This is a genomic window from Alkalibaculum bacchi, assembly GCF_003317055.1.
GTDB lineage: Bacteria > Bacillota > Clostridia > Eubacteriales > Alkalibacteraceae > Alkalibaculum > Alkalibaculum bacchi.
This window is the reverse complement of record NZ_QNRX01000003.1, coordinates 99,036-120,944: the sequence shown is the minus strand read 5'-3', so window position 1 is coordinate 120,944 and position 21,909 is coordinate 99,036. Positions and strand designations below refer to the sequence as shown.

The 21,909-nt window shown below is 35.9% G+C and carries 20 protein-coding genes; all 20 read left to right on the top strand.

Annotation, left to right across the window (positions count from 1 at the left end; all coding sequences use genetic code 11):
• Positions 1-121 precede the first annotated feature (121 nt).
• Positions 122-721 carry a hypothetical protein gene (locus tag DES36_RS03220; protein WP_113919784.1) on the top strand — a complete coding sequence of 200 codons (600 nt, stop codon included), beginning with the start codon at positions 122-124 and terminating at the stop codon, positions 719-721.
• Between the two features lie 146 nt (positions 722-867).
• Entirely contained in the window at positions 868-1,458 is a 591-nt protein-coding gene (gene ruvA, locus DES36_RS03215) for a Holliday junction branch migration protein RuvA (protein ID WP_170128157.1), read from the top strand.
• A gap of 137 nt (positions 1,459-1,595) precedes the next feature.
• A complete protein-coding gene (ruvB, locus tag DES36_RS03210; RefSeq protein WP_113919782.1) occupies positions 1,596-2,597 on the top strand; it encodes a Holliday junction branch migration DNA helicase RuvB in 1,002 nt (333 codons plus the stop codon).
• Positions 2,598-2,804: 207 nt separating this feature from the next.
• On the top strand, positions 2,805-3,827 hold the full coding sequence (gene queA, locus DES36_RS03205; RefSeq protein WP_113919781.1) for a tRNA preQ1(34) S-adenosylmethionine ribosyltransferase-isomerase QueA: 1,023 nt from the start codon (positions 2,805-2,807) through the stop codon (positions 3,825-3,827).
• Positions 3,828-4,132: 305 nt separating this feature from the next.
• Positions 4,133-5,251 carry a tRNA guanosine(34) transglycosylase Tgt gene (tgt, locus tag DES36_RS03200; protein WP_113919780.1) on the top strand — a complete coding sequence of 373 codons (1,119 nt, stop codon included), beginning with the start codon at positions 4,133-4,135 and terminating at the stop codon, positions 5,249-5,251.
• Positions 5,252-5,298: 47 nt separating this feature from the next.
• The gene (gene yajC / locus DES36_RS03195; RefSeq protein WP_113919779.1) at positions 5,299-5,613 is read left to right on the top strand and encodes a preprotein translocase subunit YajC; all 315 of its coding nucleotides are present in this window, start codon (positions 5,299-5,301) and stop codon (positions 5,611-5,613) included.
• 241 nt (positions 5,614-5,854) lie between these two features.
• On the top strand, positions 5,855-7,279 hold the full coding sequence (locus tag DES36_RS03190) for a spore germination protein (protein ID WP_113919778.1): 1,425 nt from the start codon (positions 5,855-5,857) through the stop codon (positions 7,277-7,279).
• A gap of 90 nt (positions 7,280-7,369) precedes the next feature.
• A complete protein-coding gene (locus DES36_RS03185; RefSeq protein ID WP_170128156.1) occupies positions 7,370-7,756 on the top strand; it encodes a TIGR04086 family membrane protein in 387 nt (128 codons plus the stop codon).
• Between the two features lie 289 nt (positions 7,757-8,045).
• On the top strand, positions 8,046-8,183 hold the full coding sequence (scfA, locus tag DES36_RS03180; protein ID WP_113919776.1) for a six-cysteine ranthipeptide SCIFF: 138 nt from the start codon (positions 8,046-8,048) through the stop codon (positions 8,181-8,183).
• A gap of 61 nt (positions 8,184-8,244) precedes the next feature.
• Positions 8,245-9,585: a thioether cross-link-forming SCIFF peptide maturase gene (gene scfB / locus DES36_RS03175; protein ID WP_113919775.1), complete on the top strand. Its 1,341-nt coding sequence runs from the start codon at positions 8,245-8,247 to the stop codon at positions 9,583-9,585.
• 146 nt (positions 9,586-9,731) lie between these two features.
• Positions 9,732-11,009 carry a protein translocase subunit SecD gene (gene secD, locus DES36_RS03170; protein WP_113919774.1) on the top strand — a complete coding sequence of 426 codons (1,278 nt, stop codon included), beginning with the start codon at positions 9,732-9,734 and terminating at the stop codon, positions 11,007-11,009.
• Between the two features lie 11 nt (positions 11,010-11,020).
• Positions 11,021-11,902: a protein translocase subunit SecF gene (secF, locus tag DES36_RS03165; RefSeq protein WP_113919773.1), complete on the top strand. Its 882-nt coding sequence runs from the start codon at positions 11,021-11,023 to the stop codon at positions 11,900-11,902.
• Between the two features lie 232 nt (positions 11,903-12,134).
• Positions 12,135-13,898 carry a single-stranded-DNA-specific exonuclease RecJ gene (gene recJ / locus DES36_RS03160; RefSeq protein WP_113919772.1) on the top strand — a complete coding sequence of 588 codons (1,764 nt, stop codon included), beginning with the start codon at positions 12,135-12,137 and terminating at the stop codon, positions 13,896-13,898.
• Between the two features lie 56 nt (positions 13,899-13,954).
• Positions 13,955-14,473: an adenine phosphoribosyltransferase gene (locus DES36_RS03155; protein WP_113919771.1), complete on the top strand. Its 519-nt coding sequence runs from the start codon at positions 13,955-13,957 to the stop codon at positions 14,471-14,473.
• A 188-nt stretch (positions 14,474-14,661) separates the two neighbouring features.
• Positions 14,662-16,827, top strand: coding sequence for a RelA/SpoT family protein (locus DES36_RS03150; RefSeq protein ID WP_113919770.1), 2,166 nt, complete (start codon positions 14,662-14,664; stop codon positions 16,825-16,827).
• Positions 16,828-16,835: 8 nt separating this feature from the next.
• Positions 16,836-17,285 carry a D-aminoacyl-tRNA deacylase gene (dtd, locus tag DES36_RS03145; RefSeq protein WP_113919769.1) on the top strand — a complete coding sequence of 150 codons (450 nt, stop codon included), beginning with the start codon at positions 16,836-16,838 and terminating at the stop codon, positions 17,283-17,285.
• 247 nt (positions 17,286-17,532) lie between these two features.
• A complete protein-coding gene (locus DES36_RS03140) occupies positions 17,533-18,144 on the top strand; it encodes an MBL fold metallo-hydrolase (RefSeq protein ID WP_113919768.1) in 612 nt (203 codons plus the stop codon).
• 388 nt (positions 18,145-18,532) lie between these two features.
• Positions 18,533-20,314 carry an aspartate--tRNA ligase gene (gene aspS / locus DES36_RS03135; protein ID WP_242981683.1) on the top strand — a complete coding sequence of 594 codons (1,782 nt, stop codon included), beginning with the start codon at positions 18,533-18,535 and terminating at the stop codon, positions 20,312-20,314.
• Positions 20,315-20,431: 117 nt separating this feature from the next.
• On the top strand, positions 20,432-20,857 hold the full coding sequence (locus DES36_RS03130; RefSeq protein ID WP_113919767.1) for a SoxR reducing system RseC family protein: 426 nt from the start codon (positions 20,432-20,434) through the stop codon (positions 20,855-20,857).
• Between the two features lie 354 nt (positions 20,858-21,211).
• A complete protein-coding gene (locus DES36_RS03125; RefSeq protein ID WP_113919766.1) occupies positions 21,212-21,901 on the top strand; it encodes a response regulator transcription factor in 690 nt (229 codons plus the stop codon).
• The last annotated feature ends 8 nt before the right edge of the window (positions 21,902-21,909 follow it).

Below are 21,909 nucleotides of genomic sequence, written 5' to 3'. Positions count from 1 at the left end.
GTTATAATATCTAGACTTTTGGTTAAAATACCCATAGGTGGAAATATATTTTTCGCTAATGAAATCAACAATAAAAGGAGAAAATCTTTAGTAAATTGTAAAGATAATTGGAGGTTACTATATGAAAAGTCCAAATGGCAGTAGTATGAGGAGAAAAGGAATTGGTGTGGGTGTAGCACTCATTGTTATATTTGGATTGATTTTAGGATATTTAAGTGCTGATTTATTCAGTAAAATTCAAGATTCTAGAGATGCCAGTAAAGGTAGAAACATAGCTGAGGTGGCAAGAGTATCTGCTACAGATATGGGACTAGGAGAAAATGCTACTATATATTACAATCGAGTCTATACAAAATGTAATGAAGTATCAACGGAACAAAAGGTAGCTGACAATACGAATATTGGGAAAAATAAGAATCAATTAAGCGAGATTTACTCTGAATGGAATATTGTAGAGCTTACATCTGATAAATTGGTCCTACAAAAAAATATTGATAGCTATTCTCCAGATTACTATAAAGTAGGGACTCACGATGACGGACAAGGACATATATTTGTGGCAGTCTATACTTATAATATTGAAGGGATGGAAGTTTTAGATAATATTACAAGTACGCCTATAGAGTTAGTATACTCTGGGGAACGTGAAAAACTAGAGGGAGGAATCATCGTCAAAGGAGAAGAAAATTTATACGAGCTATTAGAAAATTATGATGAATAATTTTTAAGCCACCAGCCTAAAAAGCTATCATGGCTAGGGGTATAAGCTAATGCTAAGGTTACCATGGGTAGCCTAAATACTGGTAGTTGGTTGCTAAAGTAGTTCCTTTTCTATATAATGTAATCTATATAGAAAGGGGTTTTTTTTTGTACGAATACATCAAAGGACAAATTGTCGACATATACGATGATAAAGTAATACTTGAGTGCAATGGCATAGGGTATTCTATTTTTATTTCAGCAAATACAATGACAGATTTAAGCAATGGTTCAGATAGTGCTCAAATATATATATACGAACACATTCGAGAAGATGAACTGTCTTTCTATGGATTTTCTGATAAAAACGAAAGGCAGATTTTTAAAGATTTAATCAGCGTTTCAGGAATAGGGCCTAAAGTAGCTCTTGGAATACTATCAAAATTTAGGGGAAATGAACTCTTAAAATATATTAGTTTAGGTGATGAAAAAGCACTTTCAACTGCACCTGGTGTAGGTAAAAAAACTGCCAATAGAATGATTTTAGAATTAAAAGATAAGTTCAGCAAAATAGCAGTTATCGACCAATACAATGAAACAGTTGCTTCACCTATAGAGAATGGTATTCGCGAAGACGCTATTGCCGCTCTTATGTCTCTAGGCTACGATTATCACCAAGGTGCGCAGCTGGTAGGAAAAGTCTACAAAGAAGATATGACATTAGAAGAGCTGATTAAAAAAGCGTTATCGGGGAAATAGACTAGGTTGGACGGTTGGACGGTTGGACGGTTGGACGGGAAGACCTTCTCGCCTTTAGGCGGGGTATGGTTTTGCTGACCACCTGACCACCCGACCACCTGACCACCTAGTTTTGCTAAAAACTAGGAGGTGTTTTTTTGGAAAAGAGAATTATTACTACAGAGCTAATAGAACAGGACAATGAGATTGAAAAAACCCTTCGCCCTCAATATTTAAAAGATTACATAGGCCAGGAGCTTGTAAAGGAAAAGATGAGTATTTTTATCGAAGCAGCAAAGCAGAGAAAGGAAACACTCGATCACGTCTTACTATACGGTCCTCCAGGTCTTGGGAAAACGACACTAGCAGGAATTATTGCAAATGAGATGAATGTAGCAATTAAGATTACTTCAGGTCCAGCTATTGAGAAACCTGGTGACTTAGCAGCTATGCTTACTAATTTAAACGAAGGTGATGTGCTCTTTATTGATGAAATCCATCGCCTCAATAGGGCAGTTGAAGAAATCTTATATCCAGCAATGGAGGATTATGCATTAGATATTATTGTGGGTAAAGGTCCAGGAGCACGGTCTATTCGATTAGACTTGCCGAAGTTTACCTTGATCGGAGCTACTACAAGGGCAGGCCTTTTAACTTCTCCATTAAGGGATCGATTTGGTGTCATATGTAGACTTCAAATTTATGATTATGAGCAATTAAAGGAAATCATTTTGAGATCATCAGATATATTTAATTCACCAATAGATGAAAGGGCAGCACTAGAGTTGGCAAAAAGATCAAGAGGAACACCTCGAATTGCCAATCGTCTTCTTAGGAGAATTCGTGATTTTGCACAGATTAAAAATGATGGAATCATCGACATAGAAACAACAAATGATGCCCTCGATTTATTAGAGGTAGATTCTATTGGACTAGACGAAGTAGATAGAAAATTATTAATGAGTATTATTGAAAAGTTTAGCGGAGGTCCAGTAGGCTTAGATACGCTATCTGCATCTATTGACGAAGAAAAGACAACTATTGAAGATGTGTACGAGCCCTATCTCTTACAGCTAGGTTTTATACAAAGAACTCCCCGAGGTCGAATAGTAACCAAAAGGGCATATGAACATTTAAATATGCCGATGGAAGAACAATAAAAATAAAGAACAAATACCATCAAGAGAGGCGCCAATGGCGCTTTTTTTGAGTAAAAGCGTATCTTTTTATTTAGCGCTTGTTCAAATTTAATCTAAAGATTTTACATAGAACTTACAACATACAACTTAGAACGAATATGCTTTTTCTTGATTTACTACAGCTTATTTAGTATGATATTGAAATACAAGTTTTAAAGGAGCAGCTAAATGAATACAAAAGACTTTAATTATGATTTGCCAGAAGAACTGATTGCCCAGACCCCTTGTGAAAAGAGGGACAACTCCCGGCTTATGGTCGTAAATAGAGAGCACACTACGATAACGCACAAACATTTTTACGATATTCTAGAATATCTAGGTGAAGGAGATACCCTAGTTTTAAATAATACTAGAGTCATCCCAGCCCGACTCTTTGGAACAAAAGCAGATACAGGAGCTGTAATCGAAATTTTGCTTTTAAAGAGAGTACAGGGAGATATTTGGGAAACATTGGTAAAGCCTGGAAAGAAAGCAAGAGTTGGTGCTGTTATTGAGTTTGGTGATACGCTCAGAGGAGAAGTCATAGAGATAAAAGAAGATGGAAATCGTCATATTCAATTTCAATATGATGGCATTTTTGAAGAAATTCTCGATGAATTAGGAATGATGCCTTTGCCACCATATATTAAGGAAAAACTAGAAGATCAAGAAAGATATCAAACCATATACTCTAAAGTAAAAGGTTCGGCTGCAGCTCCAACAGCAGGACTACACTTTACAGAGGAGCTACTCAAAGAAATTCGTCAAAAGGGAGTTCATATTGCTTACGTAACTTTGCATGTTGGCTTAGGAACCTTTAGACCAGTAAAGGTAGATCATGTAGAAGAACATAAAATGCATTCAGAGTATTATGTTTTAACTCAAGAGACAGCGGATATAATCAATGAGACAAAAAGAAGAGGCAATAAAGTAATAGCTGTAGGCACTACTTCTGTCCGTACTCTAGAAACAGTTGCTCAAAAGTCCTGCCCCTTGCAAGAGTCTTCAGGTTGGACAGATATCTTTATCTATCCAGGATATGAATTTAAAGTGGTAGATAGAATAATTACCAATTTCCACCTACCAGAATCCACCCTTATGATGCTAGTAAGCGCCTTTGCATCAAAGGACTTTATAATGAAAGCCTATAAAGAAGCAGTAGAAGAAAAATATCGATTCTTTAGTTTTGGAGATTCGATGATTATTGTTTAAGGTGGTCAGGTGGTCAGGTGGTCAGGTGGTCAGCAGAATCTTAAAACCCTAAAAGCGGAAAGCTGAATGCGGAAAGCGGAAAAGTTAGACGGTTGGTCCGTTGGACAGTCGTAGGTTGCAGGCTTGTAGCTCCTTACAGTCGCTACAAACCTCGCCTTTGGCAAGTAAGGGCGGAGGCTCAGTCATTATTGAGCGAATGGTCGAATCTTAGACCCGAGAGACTTGACCCAAATCTTCCGCATTCCGCTTTCCGCATTCAGCGTTTTTACTTAGAACATATAACTTAGAACTAAATTGGAGGTATTATGGGAGCTATTAAATACGAATTAATAAAAGAATGCAAGCAAACTGGTGCTAGGCGTGGGAGATTGCATACGCCACATGGCATCATTGAGACGCCAATATTTATGCCTGTAGGGACACAGGCTACAGTTAAGTCTATGACCCCTGAAGAATTAAAGGAAATTGGGTCACAGATTATCTTATCCAATACTTATCACCTATATCTAAGACCAGGTCATGAATTGGTTCAAAAGGCAGGGGGCTTACACCAGTTCATGAATTGGGACAAACCTATTTTAACAGATAGTGGTGGATTTCAGGTGTTTAGCTTAGGAGAACTTAGAAAGATAAAAGAGGAAGGGGTAACCTTTCAATCTCATTTAGATGGTTCTAAACACTTCTTGTCCCCAGAAAAAGTTATGGAAATACAAAACGCCCTAGGATCTGATATCATTATGTGTTTTGACGAATGCGCCCCATATCCAGCTACTTATGAGTATACAAGAGATTCTCTAGATAGAACCATAAGATGGGCAAAGAGATGTAAAGACGCTCATAAGAATACAGAAAACCAAGCTCTATTTGGCATTATCCAGGGTGGAATGTACAGAGATTTAAGAGAGAAAAGCGTAAAAGAAATGTTAGAAATCGATTTTCCAGGATATTCTATTGGCGGACTCAGTGTAGGAGAACCAAAGCATCTTATGTACGAAATGCTCGAGTACACCACCCCACTTCTTCCAAAAGACAAGCCAAGGTATCTAATGGGCGTAGGAAGTCCAGATGCTTTATTAGAAGGAGTTCTTCGAGGTGTAGACATGTTTGATTGTGTATTGCAGACTCGTATTGCCCGAAATGGTACAGCAATGACCAGTGGTGGAAGGGTAGTTATCCGTAATGCTAAATATATGGAGGACTTTACGCCTCTTGATCACGAGTGTGATTGCTATGTATGTAAAAATTACACAAGAGCATATCTAAGACATCTCATAAAAGCAGGAGAAATATTAGGTGCTAGATTGCTCACGTATCATAATCTTTATTTTTCTTTAAACTTAATGAAAAACGTCCGCTTAGCCATTGAAGAAGATCGACTTTTAGACTTTAAAGAGGAATTTTTCAAGAAATATGGATATTGTTAAATATTTCATGTATAATAAAACTATATGACAAAAAGGAGCGAAAATATATGACTGGGCAACAATTAGGTACATTAAGTAGTTTTCTTCCATTAGTTCTCGTATTTGTATTCTTTTACTTTTTCATTATAAGGCCACAAAATAAGCAACAAAAGAAAGTACAAGACATGAGAAATAATCTGAAAAAGGGAGACCGAATCGTAACAATAGGGGGCTTCCACGGGAAGGTAGTAGGTTTTAAAGAAAATATTGTAGTAATTGAATTAAAACCCGACAATGTAAAAGTAGAAATCACCAAAGCTGCAGTAGCAGAGGTGGTAAAAGAAGCAGAAGTAAATCCTAAAAAATCAGATAAAGATGAGTAAAGACAAAGAATTTAGCTTTGTCTTTTTTCTTTGGTCAAAAGTGGAAAGCTGAATGCTGAAAGCGGAACTCTAATTGTGAATTCTGAACTCTTAATTGTTCGAAGCACATGGATCCGGGCTCCTGCCTAGTCACTCAGACGAACTTGGGACGAAGAGTCTCTCCGCACATTTCTCATAATTTAGCATAAAACCCTTTTAAGACGGGCATGATACTTCTATTAGTTAGGTAGGAGTTGGGTTTATGAAATTACAGATTAATTTCAACGAAAATATGCGTTCTATAAAGGATGTTCTTGGAATAGAAAAAAGCTTTGATATTATTGCAAGAGAATTGTATATAGCAGAGAAAAAATCTTGTATCTTTTTTATAGATGGATTTGCAAAAGATGATATTATGTATTATATCCTCAATACCTTGCAGCAACTAGAAAAAGAAGATTTGAAAAAAGATGTAATTAAAAACCTCTTAAATAAAAATATTGCTTATATAGAGGTAGATACTTTTACAGATTTAGAACAGATGCAGTTGTCGGTGCTCTCAGGAGCATTAGCTCTGATTGTAGATGGGGAAATGGAAGGAATTATTATAGACGCTAGAACCTATCCCGTCAGAGGACCCCAAGAGCCAGAGACAGAAAAGGTCACAAGGGGAGCAAAAGACAGTTTTGTAGAGACCGTTATCTTTAATACAGCTTTAATACGAAGACGTGTACGGGATCCTAAATTGTACTTTGAAATTCAGCAAGTAGGCGCTAGATCGAAGACTGATGTAGTCATTGGATATATTGACGATTTAGTAGATCATGGGTTACTTGATAAGATTAAGAAAAAAATCGAAAATATTAGAGTTGATGCCCTAGTAATGGCGGAAAAGACTTTAGTTGAACTATTAGTAGAATCAAAGTGGTATAATCCATTGCCTCAGGTAAAATATACAGAAAGACCAGACGTAGTGGCTGCTCATCTTATGGAAGGACATATTGCCATTATCGTAGATACTTCGCCAAGTGTCATCTTATTGCCTGTTACGATCTTTCATTTTACACAGCACGCTGAAGACTATTATCAAAATATTGTAGTAGGTACGTATCTTAGGTGGATGCGCTTTATAGGTATGTTTCTGTCTATTTTTGCCATACCCATTTGGATTCTGTTAGTCAATCATCATGAATCCTTGCCTGGTTTTCTTAAATTTATAGGACCAAAGGAAGCAGGTGAAATCTCTATATTTGTGCAATTTCTCATCTTAGAATTTGGTTTTGGTATTTTAAGGATTGCCTCTGTTCATACACCTAATGTTCTCTCTACTTCTTTGGGTATTATTGGGGCTTTGCTCATAGGAGATCTTGCTATAAATGTAGGGTGGTTTATACCTGAGACTATTTTATATACCGTTATTTCCGGTGTAGGCACTTTTGCCAACCCTAGCGTAGAGTTTGGACTATCCATGACTATTTTTCGCATTGTCCTCCTGGTTCTAACGGGATTGTTTGATATTTGGGGGTTTGCCTTAGGCATAATTATCATAATAGGAATGATCTATAGAACGAGATCTTTTGATCACAAAAAATACACTTGGCCCCTATACCCCTTCGACTGGTCTGCTCTTAAAAGCATCCTAGTAAGAAAACCTATACCACAAGTTGGGAAGAAAAATAAAGAATAACCACCTTATCACGTTACCACCTATTTTAGTTCTAAAACCTCCCATCACTGAATAATAAATAATAAACAGATAGAGGTCGGAGGTATGGATATGAAAGAGAATTCGCAAGTTGATAATGAGTTTTTGAAATTATATCTTAAGGGCTTACTGCGTAGCATTGGTTTGGCCTTGATTTTAATTGTCATTATGACGACTGTATTTTTCTTTGTGGATTTAAATAATAATTTAGTCAATCCATTCGAATTTGTCATATTGCTACTAAGTGTTTTATATGCTAGTATTTATGTTTCTAGGCGTATGAAGAGCAAGGGATGGCTTCATGGGATTATTATGGGAACGATTTATTTTGCCATTATATTTGCTGTAAATCTAGGAACAGCTGCAGATGGTTTTCAAATTATGAGTATTCTCCCTAAATGGATCTTTTTTGGAAGTACAGGTTTTATTGGCGGTTGCATTGGAGTCAATATTCGATAAATTTGTTTAATCGTGGTAAATATTATGATATAATATTCGAGTCAGCAGGTCGGCTCGCAAAAATCAGCGTATTTTCCGTGTTTGCACGAGAAAATGGGATGATTTGCGCGAAAGCAAAGTGAACACTCTAAACGACCGGAGCTGGGTAGCAGCGGAGGTAATCTGCGTCTTATTTATGCTACATTACTTACGGTAAGTGCGATCTGTACGAAAACTTAGAGAGAAAATCTACTATCTACAAAATAAAGTAGATCATTTAAAAAGAAGATATGGATGGGAGTGAAAAAAAGTGAAACATTTTGTAAAAATAAATAAGGGGACATTACACAATCTTGAAAATAAAGGTTGCGGTGAATGTCAAACATCTTGTCAATCAGCATGTAAGACATCCTGTACAGTAGGAAATCAAAAGTGTGAAAATGAATAAGAAACAGCTTTAAGCAGTAAATATTATATTTACTGCTGTTGTTTGTTTAGGAGGATTTTTTTTGATACATAAATATAAACTAGAAGATACATATATTTTACTTGATGTGAATAGTGGGGGGGTTTTTCAAATTGACGAAATCACCTATGATATATTAGATTATTATCCTGATGTAAATAAAGAACAGACCATTGAAAACTTAAAAAACAAATATAGTATTGAAGAATTATCTGAAATTATTGATGAAATAGACCAATTGATAAATCGAAATGAATTATTTACAAAACAAGATGTAATAAATCCTAATTTTATAAACAATACTGTAATCAAAGCTATGTGCTTACACGTATCTCATGACTGCAATATTAGATGTAAATACTGTTTTGCGTCCCAAGGAGACTTTCAAGGAGATCGACTTCTTATGGACGAAGAGACAGGGAAAAAAGCTATTGATTTTCTAATTGAAAATTCAAAAGGAAGAAGAAATCTAGAAATAGACTTCTTTGGAGGAGAACCTCTACTCAATTTTGAATTAGTAAAGACACTAGTAGATTACGGTAGAGAGCAGGAGAAGATACACAATAAAAATTTCCGCTTTACGATGACTACAAATGGCGTTTTGTTAGATGAAGAGACAATGGAATACATCAATGAAAATATGCACAATGTAGTTTTGAGTATTGACGGTCGAAAAGAAGTAAATGACCGTATGAGATACACACCTAATAACAAGGGTACTTACGATATTATCCTTTCTAAGATTAAAGCTATGGCAGATAAGAGAGGGGATAAGGAACATTATGTTAGAGGTACTTATACAAAATATAATTTAGACTTTAGTAATGATGTGATTCATCTAGCTGATTGTGGTTTTAAGCACATATCTGTGGAACCTGTTGTTACAGATCCTAAAATGGATTATGCAATTACAAGAGAAGATCTACCAGTTTTATTTAATGAATACGAAAAATTGACGAAAGAATACCTAAAAAGACAAGAAGACAAACCATTTCGCTTTTACCATTTTAATGTAGATTTAGATCATGGACCATGTCTTTACAAAAGGGTTTCAGGTTGTGGTGCAGGCAATGACTATATTGCTATTACGCCTCAAGGAGATATTTACCCTTGTCATCAATTTGTAGGAGATGAGAAATTTAAATTAGGTACAATTTTCGAAGGAATTGTCAATACTACAGTGAAAGACGAATTTCATGAGGCTAATTTAACAGAAAAAGCAAAGTGCACAGACTGTTGGGCAAAATATTTCTGTGGTGGCGGATGTTTAGCAAATGCATATAATACGAACGGAAATGTATTAGAACCTGATGAAATAGGCTGTGAATTAGAAAAGAAGAGATTAGAATGTGCTATAGCCATCGAAACGATTAACAGAAGCTAACTGTTGTTTGAACGAGACTTCTTTCAGTGGGGGATTCGCCCGTACTAAAGGTTAGTCGAGTTAACCGCCCTTGGGCCCCCGCTGTCTAAGGAGGCGGAGGTCTTAGGGCGGGTTCGTTCAGTGATAAAGATATGAGGAGGCTTGAGATGAAAAAGAAAGTCTACAAGAAAAAGGGGACAAGAAGTAAAAGCACAGTAGGATTTGTACTAATTTTAGCGATTATCGCTTTTACCTCTTTTGTTATGATCAATGGATTGCAAGTAGGCATATATGAAATACTGCCTGTTAAAGACAATGTCAACTACGGTTTAGACTTAACAGGTGGAGTATACGTAGTTCTAGAAGCAAAAGAAGCTAAAGGAGATCCTGTTACAGATGAAAAAATCAATCGAGCTATTGCAATTATTCAAGAGAGAATAGATGGATTAGGCGTATCTGAGCCTATTATTGCAAGGCAAGGAGAAAATCGAATCCGTGTTTCCATACCAGATATGCAAGATCAAAAAGAAGCATTAGATGTAATAGGTAAGACAGCTCAATTAGAATTTGTAGGTCCTGATGGAGAAGTTGTTTTAACAGGAGAGCGAGTTAAAGAATCAAATGCTGTCTATCAAACAGATGAAACAGGTGCAAGATCAGCAGTTGTTACATTAAAATTTAATGAAGCTGGTACAGAAGCTTTTGCTGAAGCAACAGCTAAATATATCAATCAAGTCATTGAAATAAAACTCGACGGCGAAGTGATTTCTGCTCCACAAGTACAAACAAAAATTACTGGTGGAGAAGCAGTCATAACAGGCATGGCAAATATTGAAGAAGCTGGAAATCTTGCTACTCTAATTCAAGCAGGAGCATTGCCAGTAGAACTAGAGCCAGTGGAAGTTCGAACAATTGGACCTACCTTAGGACAAGACTCATTAGAAAAGAGTATCATTGGTGGGGCAATTGGTATTTCATTAGTATTCGCCTTTATGTTATTTTACTATAGGGTGCCAGGGTTTATTGCAGATTTAGCATTAATTGTATATGTCCTTTTAAACTTCTTAGTATACTCTTTAATTGGTGTGACCATAACACTTCCAGGTGTTGCAGGAATTATTCTCTCTATTGGTATGGCTGTTGACGCCAATGTCATTATATTTGAAAGAATAAAAGAGGAACTCCGCATTGGAAAATCTCTTGGAGCTGCTATTGATTCAGGCTTTAAAGAAGCATTCTCATCCATATTTGATGGAAATGTTACGGTAGTCATTGCTGGTCTAGTACTCTTTGCTTTGGGATCTGGAACAGTAAAGGGTTTTGCAGTAACACTCTTAATAGGTACTGCAATTAGCATGTTTACAGCACTTACTGTAACAAGACATCTGTTAAAGATGTTTGTAAATATGCAGATAGTAAAAAATACTAAATTTTACGGAGCATAGGAGGCGAGTACATGAAAAAGAAATTTAATATAATAGGTAAGAGAAAGTTCTTCTTTATCTTTTCTACCATACTTATGATCATCTGTATAGGCTCCTTATTGATTAATGGATTAAATTACGGCATCGATTTTAAAGGTGGTACTATTATTCAAATTGAAATGCATCAAACTTTTAAAACAGATGAAATTAGAGAAATTACAGACACTTTTGATGAGAGCGCAGACATTACTTATGCTGGGGAAGAACAAACTCAACTAATGATCAATACTCAGGAGAGTTTGAATGAAGAACAAATTGAGTCCTTGTTTAGTAAATTTCAAGAAAAATACGATTTAAAAGGCAAAGATTTATTATCATCAGAGAAGGTAAGCGCTACAATAGGTGACGAATTTAAAACCCAGTCCATACTAGCCTCAGTCATCGCAGTACTACTTATACTCGTTTATATTACATTTCGATTTGAGTTCTTGTTTGGCTTCTCTGCCGTACTTGCATTAGCACATGACTTAATAGCTGTATTAGGAGCATATTCGATTTTTGGTGTTGAAGTCAATTCACCATTTATTGCAGCAATGCTCACCATATTAGGTTTCTCTGTTAATGATACAATTGTTATCTTTGACAGAATACGAGAAAATCGAAGAAAGTATAAAAAGAGCCAGTTGTTCGAATTGACGAATGATAGTGTTAATCAAACCATGGGAAGATCTATTAATACAACCCTATGTGTATTATTAGCGATTATATCCTTATATCTAATGGGGGTACAGTCTATACAAGACTTTATTCTTCCATTAATCATTGGATTTATCAGCGGCTCCTACTCAACTATATTTATAGCGAGCTCCTTCTGGTATGTAGCACAGGAGAAGAGACAAGCAGCAAAGGCTTAAAGGGCTTTGCCCTTTAAGCCTAGTCGCTAGCAATCAGTCATCAGCACTTTAGCCACCTTTGGTAGCTGTAAAGTTTAGACTTGTACAATAGAGTTGTTTCTATGCTATTCAATATTTTTACTATATTTGCATAAACTTGTCACCGAAGGTGACATAAATACTGATAGCTGAACGCTGGTTGCTGGTCGCTTTTACATAAAACATACAACTTAAAGAGAGAGAGGAGAAGAGTATGTATAGATGGACCTTAAAAAATCGGAAAGTAGACTACAAAAACATGTCTTCTCAGCTTCGAATTAGCCAAGAAGTCTGTAGGGTATTAGTTAATCGAAATATTACTTCAAGGCAGAGCATCAAAGAGTATCTCCACCCAACTTTTGAAAATTTGCATGACCCTAGGCTCATGTTAGATTTGGAAAAATCCGTTAATGCGATAATACGGGGAATCCAAGAAAATAAACTCTTTCGCATTGTAAGCGATTATGATGTAGATGGAGTGATTAGTTGTTATACCTTATATAAAGCTTTAAGTAGATGTGGAGCAAGGGTAGATTATGTGATCCCTCATAGGGTATATGATGGTTATGGTATTAATGAACGGATCGTAAGAGATGCAAAGGAAGATGGGATAGACATTCTTATTACTTGTGATAACGGAATATCTGCCTTTGATGCAATGGAGTTAGCAAGTGAATTAGGATTAATCGTAATAATTACGGATCATCATCAACTTTCTTATGAAGTATTTGAAGATGGAAGCAAAGAGTACCAAAAGCCAAAAGCGTATGCCATCGTAAACCCACATCAAGAGGATTGTAAATATCCTTTTAAGTCTCTTTGCGGTGCAGGTGTAGTATTTAAGATGATACAATTACTCTATGAACTTATGAACCTTCCTAAAGCAGAAGCACTTGATTTTGTACAGTATACAGCTATTGCAACTGTATGCGATATTGTCGATTTAGTAGGGGAAAACCGAATTATCGTAAAAAATGGTTTGGAGTTGCTTAAATCTACAGAGAATGTAGGAGTAAAAGAATTGATTAAGGTTAACAATCAGGACATACAAAAAATCTCTGCTTATACTTTAGGCTTTATCATCGGTCCTTGCATTAATGCAGCTGGTAGATTAGACTCAAGTGATATCGCTGTAGAGCTACTTATAACAGATGATGAGGACGAAGCAATAGTCATAGCTAGTGAACTATATCAGTTTAATTATGAGAGAAAAGAGCTTACGGAATCTGGTCTAGAAAAAGTCATTTTTGAAATTGAGAATTCACAAATAAAAGACGACAAAATCAAAATTATATTTCAGGAAGATATTCATGAAAGCGTAGCAGGCATTATAGCAGGCAGGGTAAAAGATATATATCATTTACCAACTATTGTCTTGACGGATTCAGAGGGCATAGCTAAGGGCTCTGGTAGATCGATTGAAGCTTATAATATATATGAAGGATTATCTTCTTGTAGAGAGTTATTAGAAAAATTCGGTGGACATTCTATGGCGGCAGGTTTATCTGTTCAAAAATCGAATATTCAAGCCTTAAGACAAAAAATAAATGAACAATTTGATATAGATGAAGAAGAACTCATTCCTAAATTGAATATTGACGCATTTATGTCCATTGATCAGGTCAATTTAGCCCTTATCAATGAATTAGAATTTTTAGAGCCCTTTGGAAAGGGAAACAGCAAACCTGTCTTTGGCGATAAAAACATTGGACTTCTGAAGGGAAGAATCTTAGGAGAAAAAGGGAATGTATTGTCTTTAAAATTGGTTTCTTCTAATAAGGAGCTTCATGATGGTATCTTTTTTGGAGATATCAAAAAGTTTAATGAATTCATTGAAGAAAAGTTTGGAAGAGATGAACTAGATAAGCTTTATAATGGAATGAATAATCGCATTTTATTAGATATGGCTTATTATCCTAAATTAAATAGTTATAATGGAAATGAAAAAATACAAATAAATATTTTACATATGAAATAAAAGATTTGAATTCGTATGAAATCATGGTAAAATATAATAATGTAAGGGGAATTTTAATGGATTTAAAATCATTTATAAGTATTGTACCCGATTTTCCCGAAGAGGGAATTAGTTTTAAAGATATTACAACATTGCTCCAAAATGGAGATGCTTTAAAGTATGCAGTAGATCAATTTGCCCACATGGCTAAGGACCTCCAAATAGATATTATTTTAGGACCAGAAGCAAGAGGGTTTATTTTTGGTACTGCAGTAGCGTATGCTTTAGGTGCTGGTTTTGTACCTTTAAGAAAAGCAGGTAAACTTCCTAGAGAGACGATAAGTGAGAGTTATTCTTTAGAATATGGTAAAGACTCTCTAGAAATTCATCACGATGCCATACAAAAAGGTCAAAGGGTCTTAATTGTCGATGATTTACTAGCTACAGGTGGCACTTTGAGCACTTCAATAAAACTGGTTGAGAAATTGCAAGGAACAGTGGAAGGGGTTTTCACGCTAATTGAATTGATGAATCTAAACGGTAGAGAAAATCTAAAAGGCTATAATGTACAATCCCTAATCACATATCCTTATTAAAGTAAAGCTGACGAAGGTCAGCTTTTCATGTATTCTTAAAAAGCTAAGCGTTGGACAGTTGGACAGTTGGACGGGAAAAACAAAAAAGCAAAAAATTAATCCGTGAAACGTGGCCTTAGAGCACTGGTGACTGATCGCTGATTACTAAAGCGCCGCAGGCGCTTTTATATACTAGGATGGTGTGTCTTATGATAAACGAATTAGTTCAAAAAATTAAATCTTATAATAAAGATGCGGACACTGATATTTTCATAAAGGCGTACGAGTTGGCAAAAAATGCTCACGAGGGTCAAAAGAGAGAGTCTGGAGAGGACTATATTGTTCATCCTTTAGAAGTTGCCGAAATTCTTATCGAATTACAACTGGACATGCCTACGATTACAGCATCGATTTTACACGATGTCATTGAAGATACCAATTACTCTTATGAAGATATCTGCAATATGTTTACTCCAGAAATAGCAGAGCTAGTAGATGGTGTCACCAAGATTGGAAAAATTGAATTTAGCTCTAAAGAAGAGCGGCAAGCAGAAAGCTTGCGTAAAATGATCATAGCTATGGCAAAAGATATTCGGGTTATTCTTATAAAATTAGCGGATAGGCTTCATAATATGAGGACGCTAAAGTATATGCCAGTGAATAAGCAAAAGGAAAAAGCCCAAGAAACCTTGGATATCTATGCACCAATTGCTCATAGGCTGGGTATTTCCAGAATAAAGTGGGAATTAGAAGACTTAGCTCTCAGGTATTTGGCTGAGGAGACCTACTACGATTTGGTTCATAAGGTCTCTAGCAAGAGAAAAGAAAGAGAAGAATATATTGAACAGGTCATAGATAGTTTAAAGCAGCGCTTACAAAAAGCAGAAATTGAATCTGATATCTACGGAAGACCTAAGCACTTTTATAGCATTTATCGGAAGATGTACCAACAGAACAAAACTTTTGATCAAATATACGACCTTATTGCCGTTCGCGTGATTGTCAATAGCGTACGAGATTGTTATGCTGTCTTAGGGGTGGCACATACTATGTGGAAGCCTCTTCCTGGAAGGTTTAAAGACTACATAGCCATGCCAAAGCCGAATATGTATCAGTCCCTCCATACTACTGTTATTGGCCCTAATGGGGACCCTTTTGAAATTCAGATTAGAACTTGGGATATGCATCGTACTGCAGAATTTGGTATTGCCGCTCATTGGAAGTATAAGGAAAGCGTAGCTACTAGTAAAGAAGATTCTTTTGAAGATAAATTAGTATGGCTTAGGCAGATTTTGGAGTGGCAAAGGGAGCTTCAGGATTCATCGGAATTTATGGAAACCCTTAAATTAGATTTGTTTTCTGATGAAGTTTTTGTTTTTACGCCAAAAGGTGATGTCATGCAATTTCCAAAAGGAGCTACCCCTTTGGATTTTGCCTATCGAGTTCATAGTGATATTGGAAATAAATGTATTGGCGCAAAGGTAAATGGAAAGATTGTCCCTTTAAATTACGAATTAAATAATGGGGAAATTATCCACGTTTTAACCTCTAACAACTCAAGTGGACCTAGTAGAGACTGGCTAAAGCTTGTAAAGTCATCCCATGCAAAGAATAAGATTAGACAGTATTTTAAAAAGGAAAAACGTGAAGATAATATTATAAAGGGAAAAGATGCTTTAGAAAAAGAACTAAGAAGACAGGGTTTACAAAACACTACTATAATCAAACAACATTATCTTGAGTACGCAGCACAGAAGACTAATTACAACTCTGTAGACGATTTGTGCGCTGCTATCGGATTTGGCGGAATCAAAGCCAATCACATTATACAAAAGATCAAAAATAAGTTTAAAGATGAGCTAAACTTAGAACAACCAGCTGAGCCAACTGTAATTGAACAAAAACAAACAAAACCTCAGAAAGTTTATAACGATTTAGATAAAGCAGTAAAAGTGTGTGGTTTTGATAATATGGCAGTACGCTTTTCAAAATGCTGTAATCCCGTACCTGGAGATAATATTGTAGGATATATTACAAGAGGCCGAGGTGTTTCGATACACAGGGCAGATTGCGTAAATATCCGCCATACAGATGATATAGGGCGACTAATCGATGTAGAATGGGTAAAACATACAAATGCAAACTTTAAAGCACAGATCAATATTAAAGCAAGAGATGTTAAAGGACTTTTGACAAAGGTTACAAATACCTTGTCTGAAGAAGATATCAATATTGATACTTTGTACTGTAAAGGGGATACTCAAGGCTATGCATATGTTGATATTAGTGTAGAAGTGAAAACAGTTAAAGAATTAAGCAAATTGATTAAGAGACTAAGTAAAATACCAGAGATATTATCTATCTACAGAATTTAGGTGAAAAAATGAGAGCAGTAATTCAAAGAGTTAATTCCTGTAGCGTAGACGTAGAAGGAGAGCCCTATAGCCATATAGGAGAAGGTTTGCTCGTCTTACTAGGGATTAAAACCGATGATACGCAAGAAGATATCCAGTACTTGGTGGACAAAATCCAACATTTGAGGATTTTTGAAGATGAAGAGGGAAAGATGAACCTATCCTTAAATGAAATAGGAGGAGAGATCATGATCGTCTCTCAATTCACTTTATATGGAGATTGTAAGAAAGGCAGAAGACCTAGTTTTATTCGAGCAGGAAAGCCAGCAGAAGCAGAGCGCTTGTATGATGAATTCGTCCAAGCCTTTCGTTCTACAAAAATCTCAGTAAAGACTGGGGTTTTTCAAGCTCATATGAATGTTAGGCTAGATAACGATGGACCAGTGACATTACTAGTCGATAGTGAGAAGAGCTTCTGAGTTCTACCTTTAAGCCAAACCATCAACTACTAATAATAAAAGATACCAGCAACCAGCCGTCAGTGACCAGTATTTTAGCTACCTTTGGAAGCTGTTAAGTTTAGGTTTGTTGTAGTAGAGTGGTTCTCAGATTATTCTGATTTTGAAAAGTGTATAACTACTAAGACTATAGGTCGCCCAAGGTGACAAAAATACTGATGGCTGGATGCTGACCGCTGGTGGCTATCTTTTAAAAGGGAGTGTATATATGGATATTAAAATCATTAATAATAATTCAATGGGGACAAATACGTATATTGTGTCTATTGAAAAAGAGGCAATTGTAATAGATCCTGTTGGGAGTATGAATACGATTTTTGATTACATTGAAAAAAATGAACTTAAGGTAAAGTATATCTTGCTTACTCATGGACATGGGGATCATATTGGTTTAGTGCCAGAATTAAAAGAGATTACAAAAGCGCCAGTATATGTTCATAATGAAGATGAAGAGATGATAAACGATTCTCTTATCAACTTATCTGTTCATTTTGAAAAAACCGTATCTTTTAAAAGTGATTATTATTATGATCACAAGAATAATTTGAAACTAGGAGAAGAGACCATAACAGTCATTCACACTCCAGGGCACACAAAAGGCTCTGTATGCATTCAAATAGGAGACTCTTTATTTACTGGAGATACGCTCTTTAAGGGCTCTATTGGTCGAACAGATTTTTATGGAGGAGACTATAATACCATCATACAATCATTAAATAATATAAAAACACTAGATTCAAACTTAAAAGTATATCCAGGTCATGGTCCATCAAGTCAATTGAGCACTGAATGTACGACAAATCCTTATTTTCAACTATAAATAGGGGGTTTTAAAAAAGGGTGTTGACTTTTTCCTTGACACTTTATTTAGAAAAAACTATAATGATAGACAATTGCATAGGAAAACGATGAAAAAGAGAGTAGTCTGTAGCGAATATTCAGGGAGAAGGTGCCGTGACTGAAAGCGCCTTTATATTTTAGCAGTTGAAAAACACTTTGGAGTTTTTATGAGAACGCAAAGGCGTTAAAGTGGGTTTTTACCAAACAGGGTGGCACCACGGGTTAAGATACTCGTCCCTGACATATTGTCAGGGGTGGGTATTTTTTTTGTTTGCTGACCACCTTTAAACCCAATGTCTACAACACGGCAGAATAATCAAATATAGAGATTTTTAATCCAAAATTTCAAAAAATACAGGAGGAAAAACATGAACACAAGCACAAGTTATAGAACACATATGTGTGCCCAATTAAATGAAGATAACATCAATCAAGAGGTAAAGCTATCCGGTTGGGTACAAAAATGGAGAGACCTTGGCGGGGTAACATTTATTGATTTAAGAGATCGAAGCGGAATCGTGCAAATCGTGTTTGATGAAAGCGATAATGCAGAAGCTGCTAAATTAGCTTCTACCCTTCGAAATGAATACGTAATCCAAGTATGCGGTAATGTAGTAAAGAGGGCAGAAGAAACCATTAATCCCAATTTGCCTACAGGTACAATTGAAGTAAAATGTCACAGTCTAAAAGTACTAGATGCAGCTCAAACCCCACCAATCTATATTGATGATTCAGATACTTCGAAAGAGAGTATTCGATTAAAATACCGATATTTAGATCTTAGAAAACAAAATATGAAACACAGTATCATGATGAGACATAAGGTAACAAGTTTTGTTCGAAACTTTTTAGATGATGAGGGATTTATAGATATTGAAACACCTATGCTTACAAAGCCAACTCCAGAAGGAGCGAGGGACTTTCTTGTGCCAAGCAGAGTTCAAAAGGGTAGTTTCTTTGCATTACCTCAATCACCACAATTGTATAAGCAAATTTTAATGGTCTCTGGTTTCGACAGATATTATCAAATTGTAAAGTGTTTTAGGGATGAAGATTTAAGACAAGATCGTCAACCAGAATTTACTCAGATCGATATGGAGTTATCCTTTGTCAATGAGGAAGACATTATGGATACAAATGAAAGAATGGTTGCAGCACTATTTAAAAAATTTAAAGGAATAGATATTTCTCTTCCATTAAAGAAAATGCCTTACAAAGAAGCAATGGAGCGATTTGGCTCCGATAAGCCAGATACTCGTTTTGGATTTGAATTAGTAGATGTAAAAGAAGTATTTAAAAACACGGGATTTAAAGTTTTTGCAGATAATATTGCAAAAGGCGGCGATATCCGAGCCATAAATGCAAAAGGCTGCGGAGAATCTTTTAGCAGAAGAGAAATTGACGCTTTAGTAGAGTACGTTAAAATATACAAGGCAAAGGGCTTGTCTTGGGTAAAGGTAACAGATGACGGAATCAAATCACCAATTGAAAAATTCTTAAGCGATGAAGAAATCAATCAATTATTAGTGACTACAAATGCAGAGCCAGATGATTTGATTCTAATCGTAGGAGACAAACCCTCTATCGTATTTGATGCCTTAGGTCATTTGAGATTAGAACTAGCTCGAAAATTAGAAATAGAATATGATAGAGAGTACGATTTCCTTTGGGTTACAGACTTCCCATTGTTTGAGTATTCAGAAGAAGAAAATAGATACATGGCAAAACACCATCCATTTACTTGCCCTAGAGAAGAAGACATTCCATTAATGGAATCTAATCCAGGTGCAGTTCGTGCAAAGGCATACGACATGGTCGTCAACGGCGTTGAAATGGGTGGAGGAAGCATTCGAATTCACAACAAAGAACTTCAAGAAAAGATGTTTGCTGCATTAGGTTTTACAAAAGAAAATGCAGAGGAACAATTTGGATTCTTACTAGAAGCCTTTAAATACGGCACACCACCTCATGGCGGAATAGCATTTGGTTTAGATAGGATGATGATGTTGCTTCTTGACATTGATAACATCAGAGAAGTAATCGCATTCCCTAAAACACAAAATCATGGTTGCCTGATGACCAGCGCACCAGGCCCAGCAAAAGAAGAGAGCTTGGTAGAATTGGGAATCGAATTGGATTTAGAAAACTGATAAGTTCTAAGATGTAAGTTGTAAGTTCTATGTAAAAGCAAGTGGTCACGATTGGTGACCTAAAGGTTTTACTTAGAACTTACAACATAGAACATAAAACATAAAGGTGGTGATATTATGATAGAAATAGGTACAGTCGATTCTATAGTAGGAAAAAAGGCAAAGGTAATTATTGAACGTAGTGCTATGTGTGGAGATTGCGGTGCTTGCCAGGTGGGAAAAGATAAACTCACTATGGAGACCACCGTTCTAAATACTGTAAACGCCAGGGTAGGGGATAGGGTAGAAGTAGAGATGGCTTTTAAAAATGTCTTAATGGCTTCAATAATCGCCTATGGAATTCCACTACTACTCTTTATAATAGGAGCGGTGCTGTCTTCCCTATTTACAGGAGAAGCCGAAAATCCAGTTATAAGCTTTATCTCAGGTCTCGTGCTTATGGCGGTGGCTTTTATTATAATAAAAATACTCGATAAAAAAGATGCATTCGCGTTCACCTATGAACCACAAATTACAAATATCATTACAAAAACAAACCCATGAATCTTTGATTCATGGGTTTGTTTTTAGCCATCAGCGGCCAGTGTTCAGCAATCAGTACTCGTGTTACCTACGGTGACTTAAAGTTTAATTCGTCACGCCGTTTTCAAAATAGAATATAATAAATATTTATAGAATTACTTCAATAAACACAAATCATTCCTACAGCCTCAGGAAATACTATTATATGACTGATTGCAAATTACTCTACTATGGAATTCTACACTCAACGGCTACCATAGGTAGTCATAGTGCTGATGACTGGTTGCTGGTTTTAATTTATTTAACATAAACATAACATAATAAATGGTATAATATTATCAGAATTTAATAAAGAGCTCACTAATAGGAGGAACAATGGACAAGATACTAGTTGTAGAAGATGAACGTAATATTTTTGAATTAATCAAATTTAATCTTGAAAACAACGGTTACGAAGTAATTGGTGTAGATGATGGAGCATTAGCAATAGATACAATTCTTTCAGAGAGACCTAAGTTGGTAGTTTTAGACTTGATGCTACCAAACAAAGATGGTATGTCTATCTGTAGAGAAGTAAGAGAGACTGCTGAAATCAAAAAGACACCAATTATTATATTGACTGCCAAAGAGACGGAGTTTGATAAGGTCTTAGGCTTAGAATTAGGTGCAGATGATTATATCACAAAACCTTTTAGCGTAAAAGAATTAATCGCTAGAGTAAAGGCACTACTAAGAAGGTCTGTAAATAGCGAAGAAGAAACATCTAATATTGTTAGATTTGGTGATATTGAGCTTCATCAGGATGCTTTTCGCGCATATAAAGGTGGCAAACAGGTAGCTCTTACATTAAAGGAATATGAACTATTATTATTATTAGCAAAAAACAGAGGAAAAGTACTCAATCGAAACTTTTTGCTAGATACCATATGGGGTTATGATTATATCGGTGAAACTCGAACAGTAGATGTACATATACGCCATATTCGTCAAAAAATTGAGGATGACCCTTCAAACCCCAAATATATTGAAACAGTAAGAGGTGTGGGTTATCGGTTTAAAGCATAAGGTGAGAA

Excerpts from the sequence above, each read along its gene's own strand:
- DES36_RS03220 (WP_113919784.1), top strand. The coding sequence starts at position 122 with ATGAAAAGTCCAAATGGCAGTAGTATGAGGAGAAAAGGAATTGGTGTG.
- queA (WP_113919781.1), top strand. The coding sequence starts at position 2,805 with ATGAATACAAAAGACTTTAATTATGATTTGCCAGAAGAACTGATTGCC.
- tgt (WP_113919780.1), top strand. The coding sequence starts at position 4,133 with ATGGGAGCTATTAAATACGAATTAATAAAAGAATGCAAGCAAACTGGT.
- yajC (WP_113919779.1), top strand. The coding sequence starts at position 5,299 with ATGACTGGGCAACAATTAGGTACATTAAGTAGTTTTCTTCCATTAGTT.
- DES36_RS03190 (WP_113919778.1), top strand. The coding sequence starts at position 5,855 with ATGAAATTACAGATTAATTTCAACGAAAATATGCGTTCTATAAAGGAT.
- DES36_RS03185 (WP_170128156.1), top strand. The coding sequence starts at position 7,370 with ATGAAAGAGAATTCGCAAGTTGATAATGAGTTTTTGAAATTATATCTT.
- secD (WP_113919774.1), top strand. The coding sequence starts at position 9,732 with ATGAAAAAGAAAGTCTACAAGAAAAAGGGGACAAGAAGTAAAAGCACA.
- secF (WP_113919773.1), top strand. The coding sequence starts at position 11,021 with ATGAAAAAGAAATTTAATATAATAGGTAAGAGAAAGTTCTTCTTTATC.
- recJ (WP_113919772.1), top strand. The coding sequence starts at position 12,135 with ATGTATAGATGGACCTTAAAAAATCGGAAAGTAGACTACAAAAACATG.
- DES36_RS03155 (WP_113919771.1), top strand. The coding sequence starts at position 13,955 with ATGGATTTAAAATCATTTATAAGTATTGTACCCGATTTTCCCGAAGAG.
- DES36_RS03150 (WP_113919770.1), top strand. The coding sequence starts at position 14,662 with ATGATAAACGAATTAGTTCAAAAAATTAAATCTTATAATAAAGATGCG.
- dtd (WP_113919769.1), top strand. The coding sequence starts at position 16,836 with ATGAGAGCAGTAATTCAAAGAGTTAATTCCTGTAGCGTAGACGTAGAA.
- DES36_RS03140 (WP_113919768.1), top strand. The coding sequence starts at position 17,533 with ATGGATATTAAAATCATTAATAATAATTCAATGGGGACAAATACGTAT.
- aspS (WP_242981683.1), top strand. The coding sequence starts at position 18,533 with ATGAACACAAGCACAAGTTATAGAACACATATGTGTGCCCAATTAAAT.
- DES36_RS03130 (WP_113919767.1), top strand. The coding sequence starts at position 20,432 with ATGATAGAAATAGGTACAGTCGATTCTATAGTAGGAAAAAAGGCAAAG.
- DES36_RS03125 (WP_113919766.1), top strand. The coding sequence starts at position 21,212 with ATGGACAAGATACTAGTTGTAGAAGATGAACGTAATATTTTTGAATTA.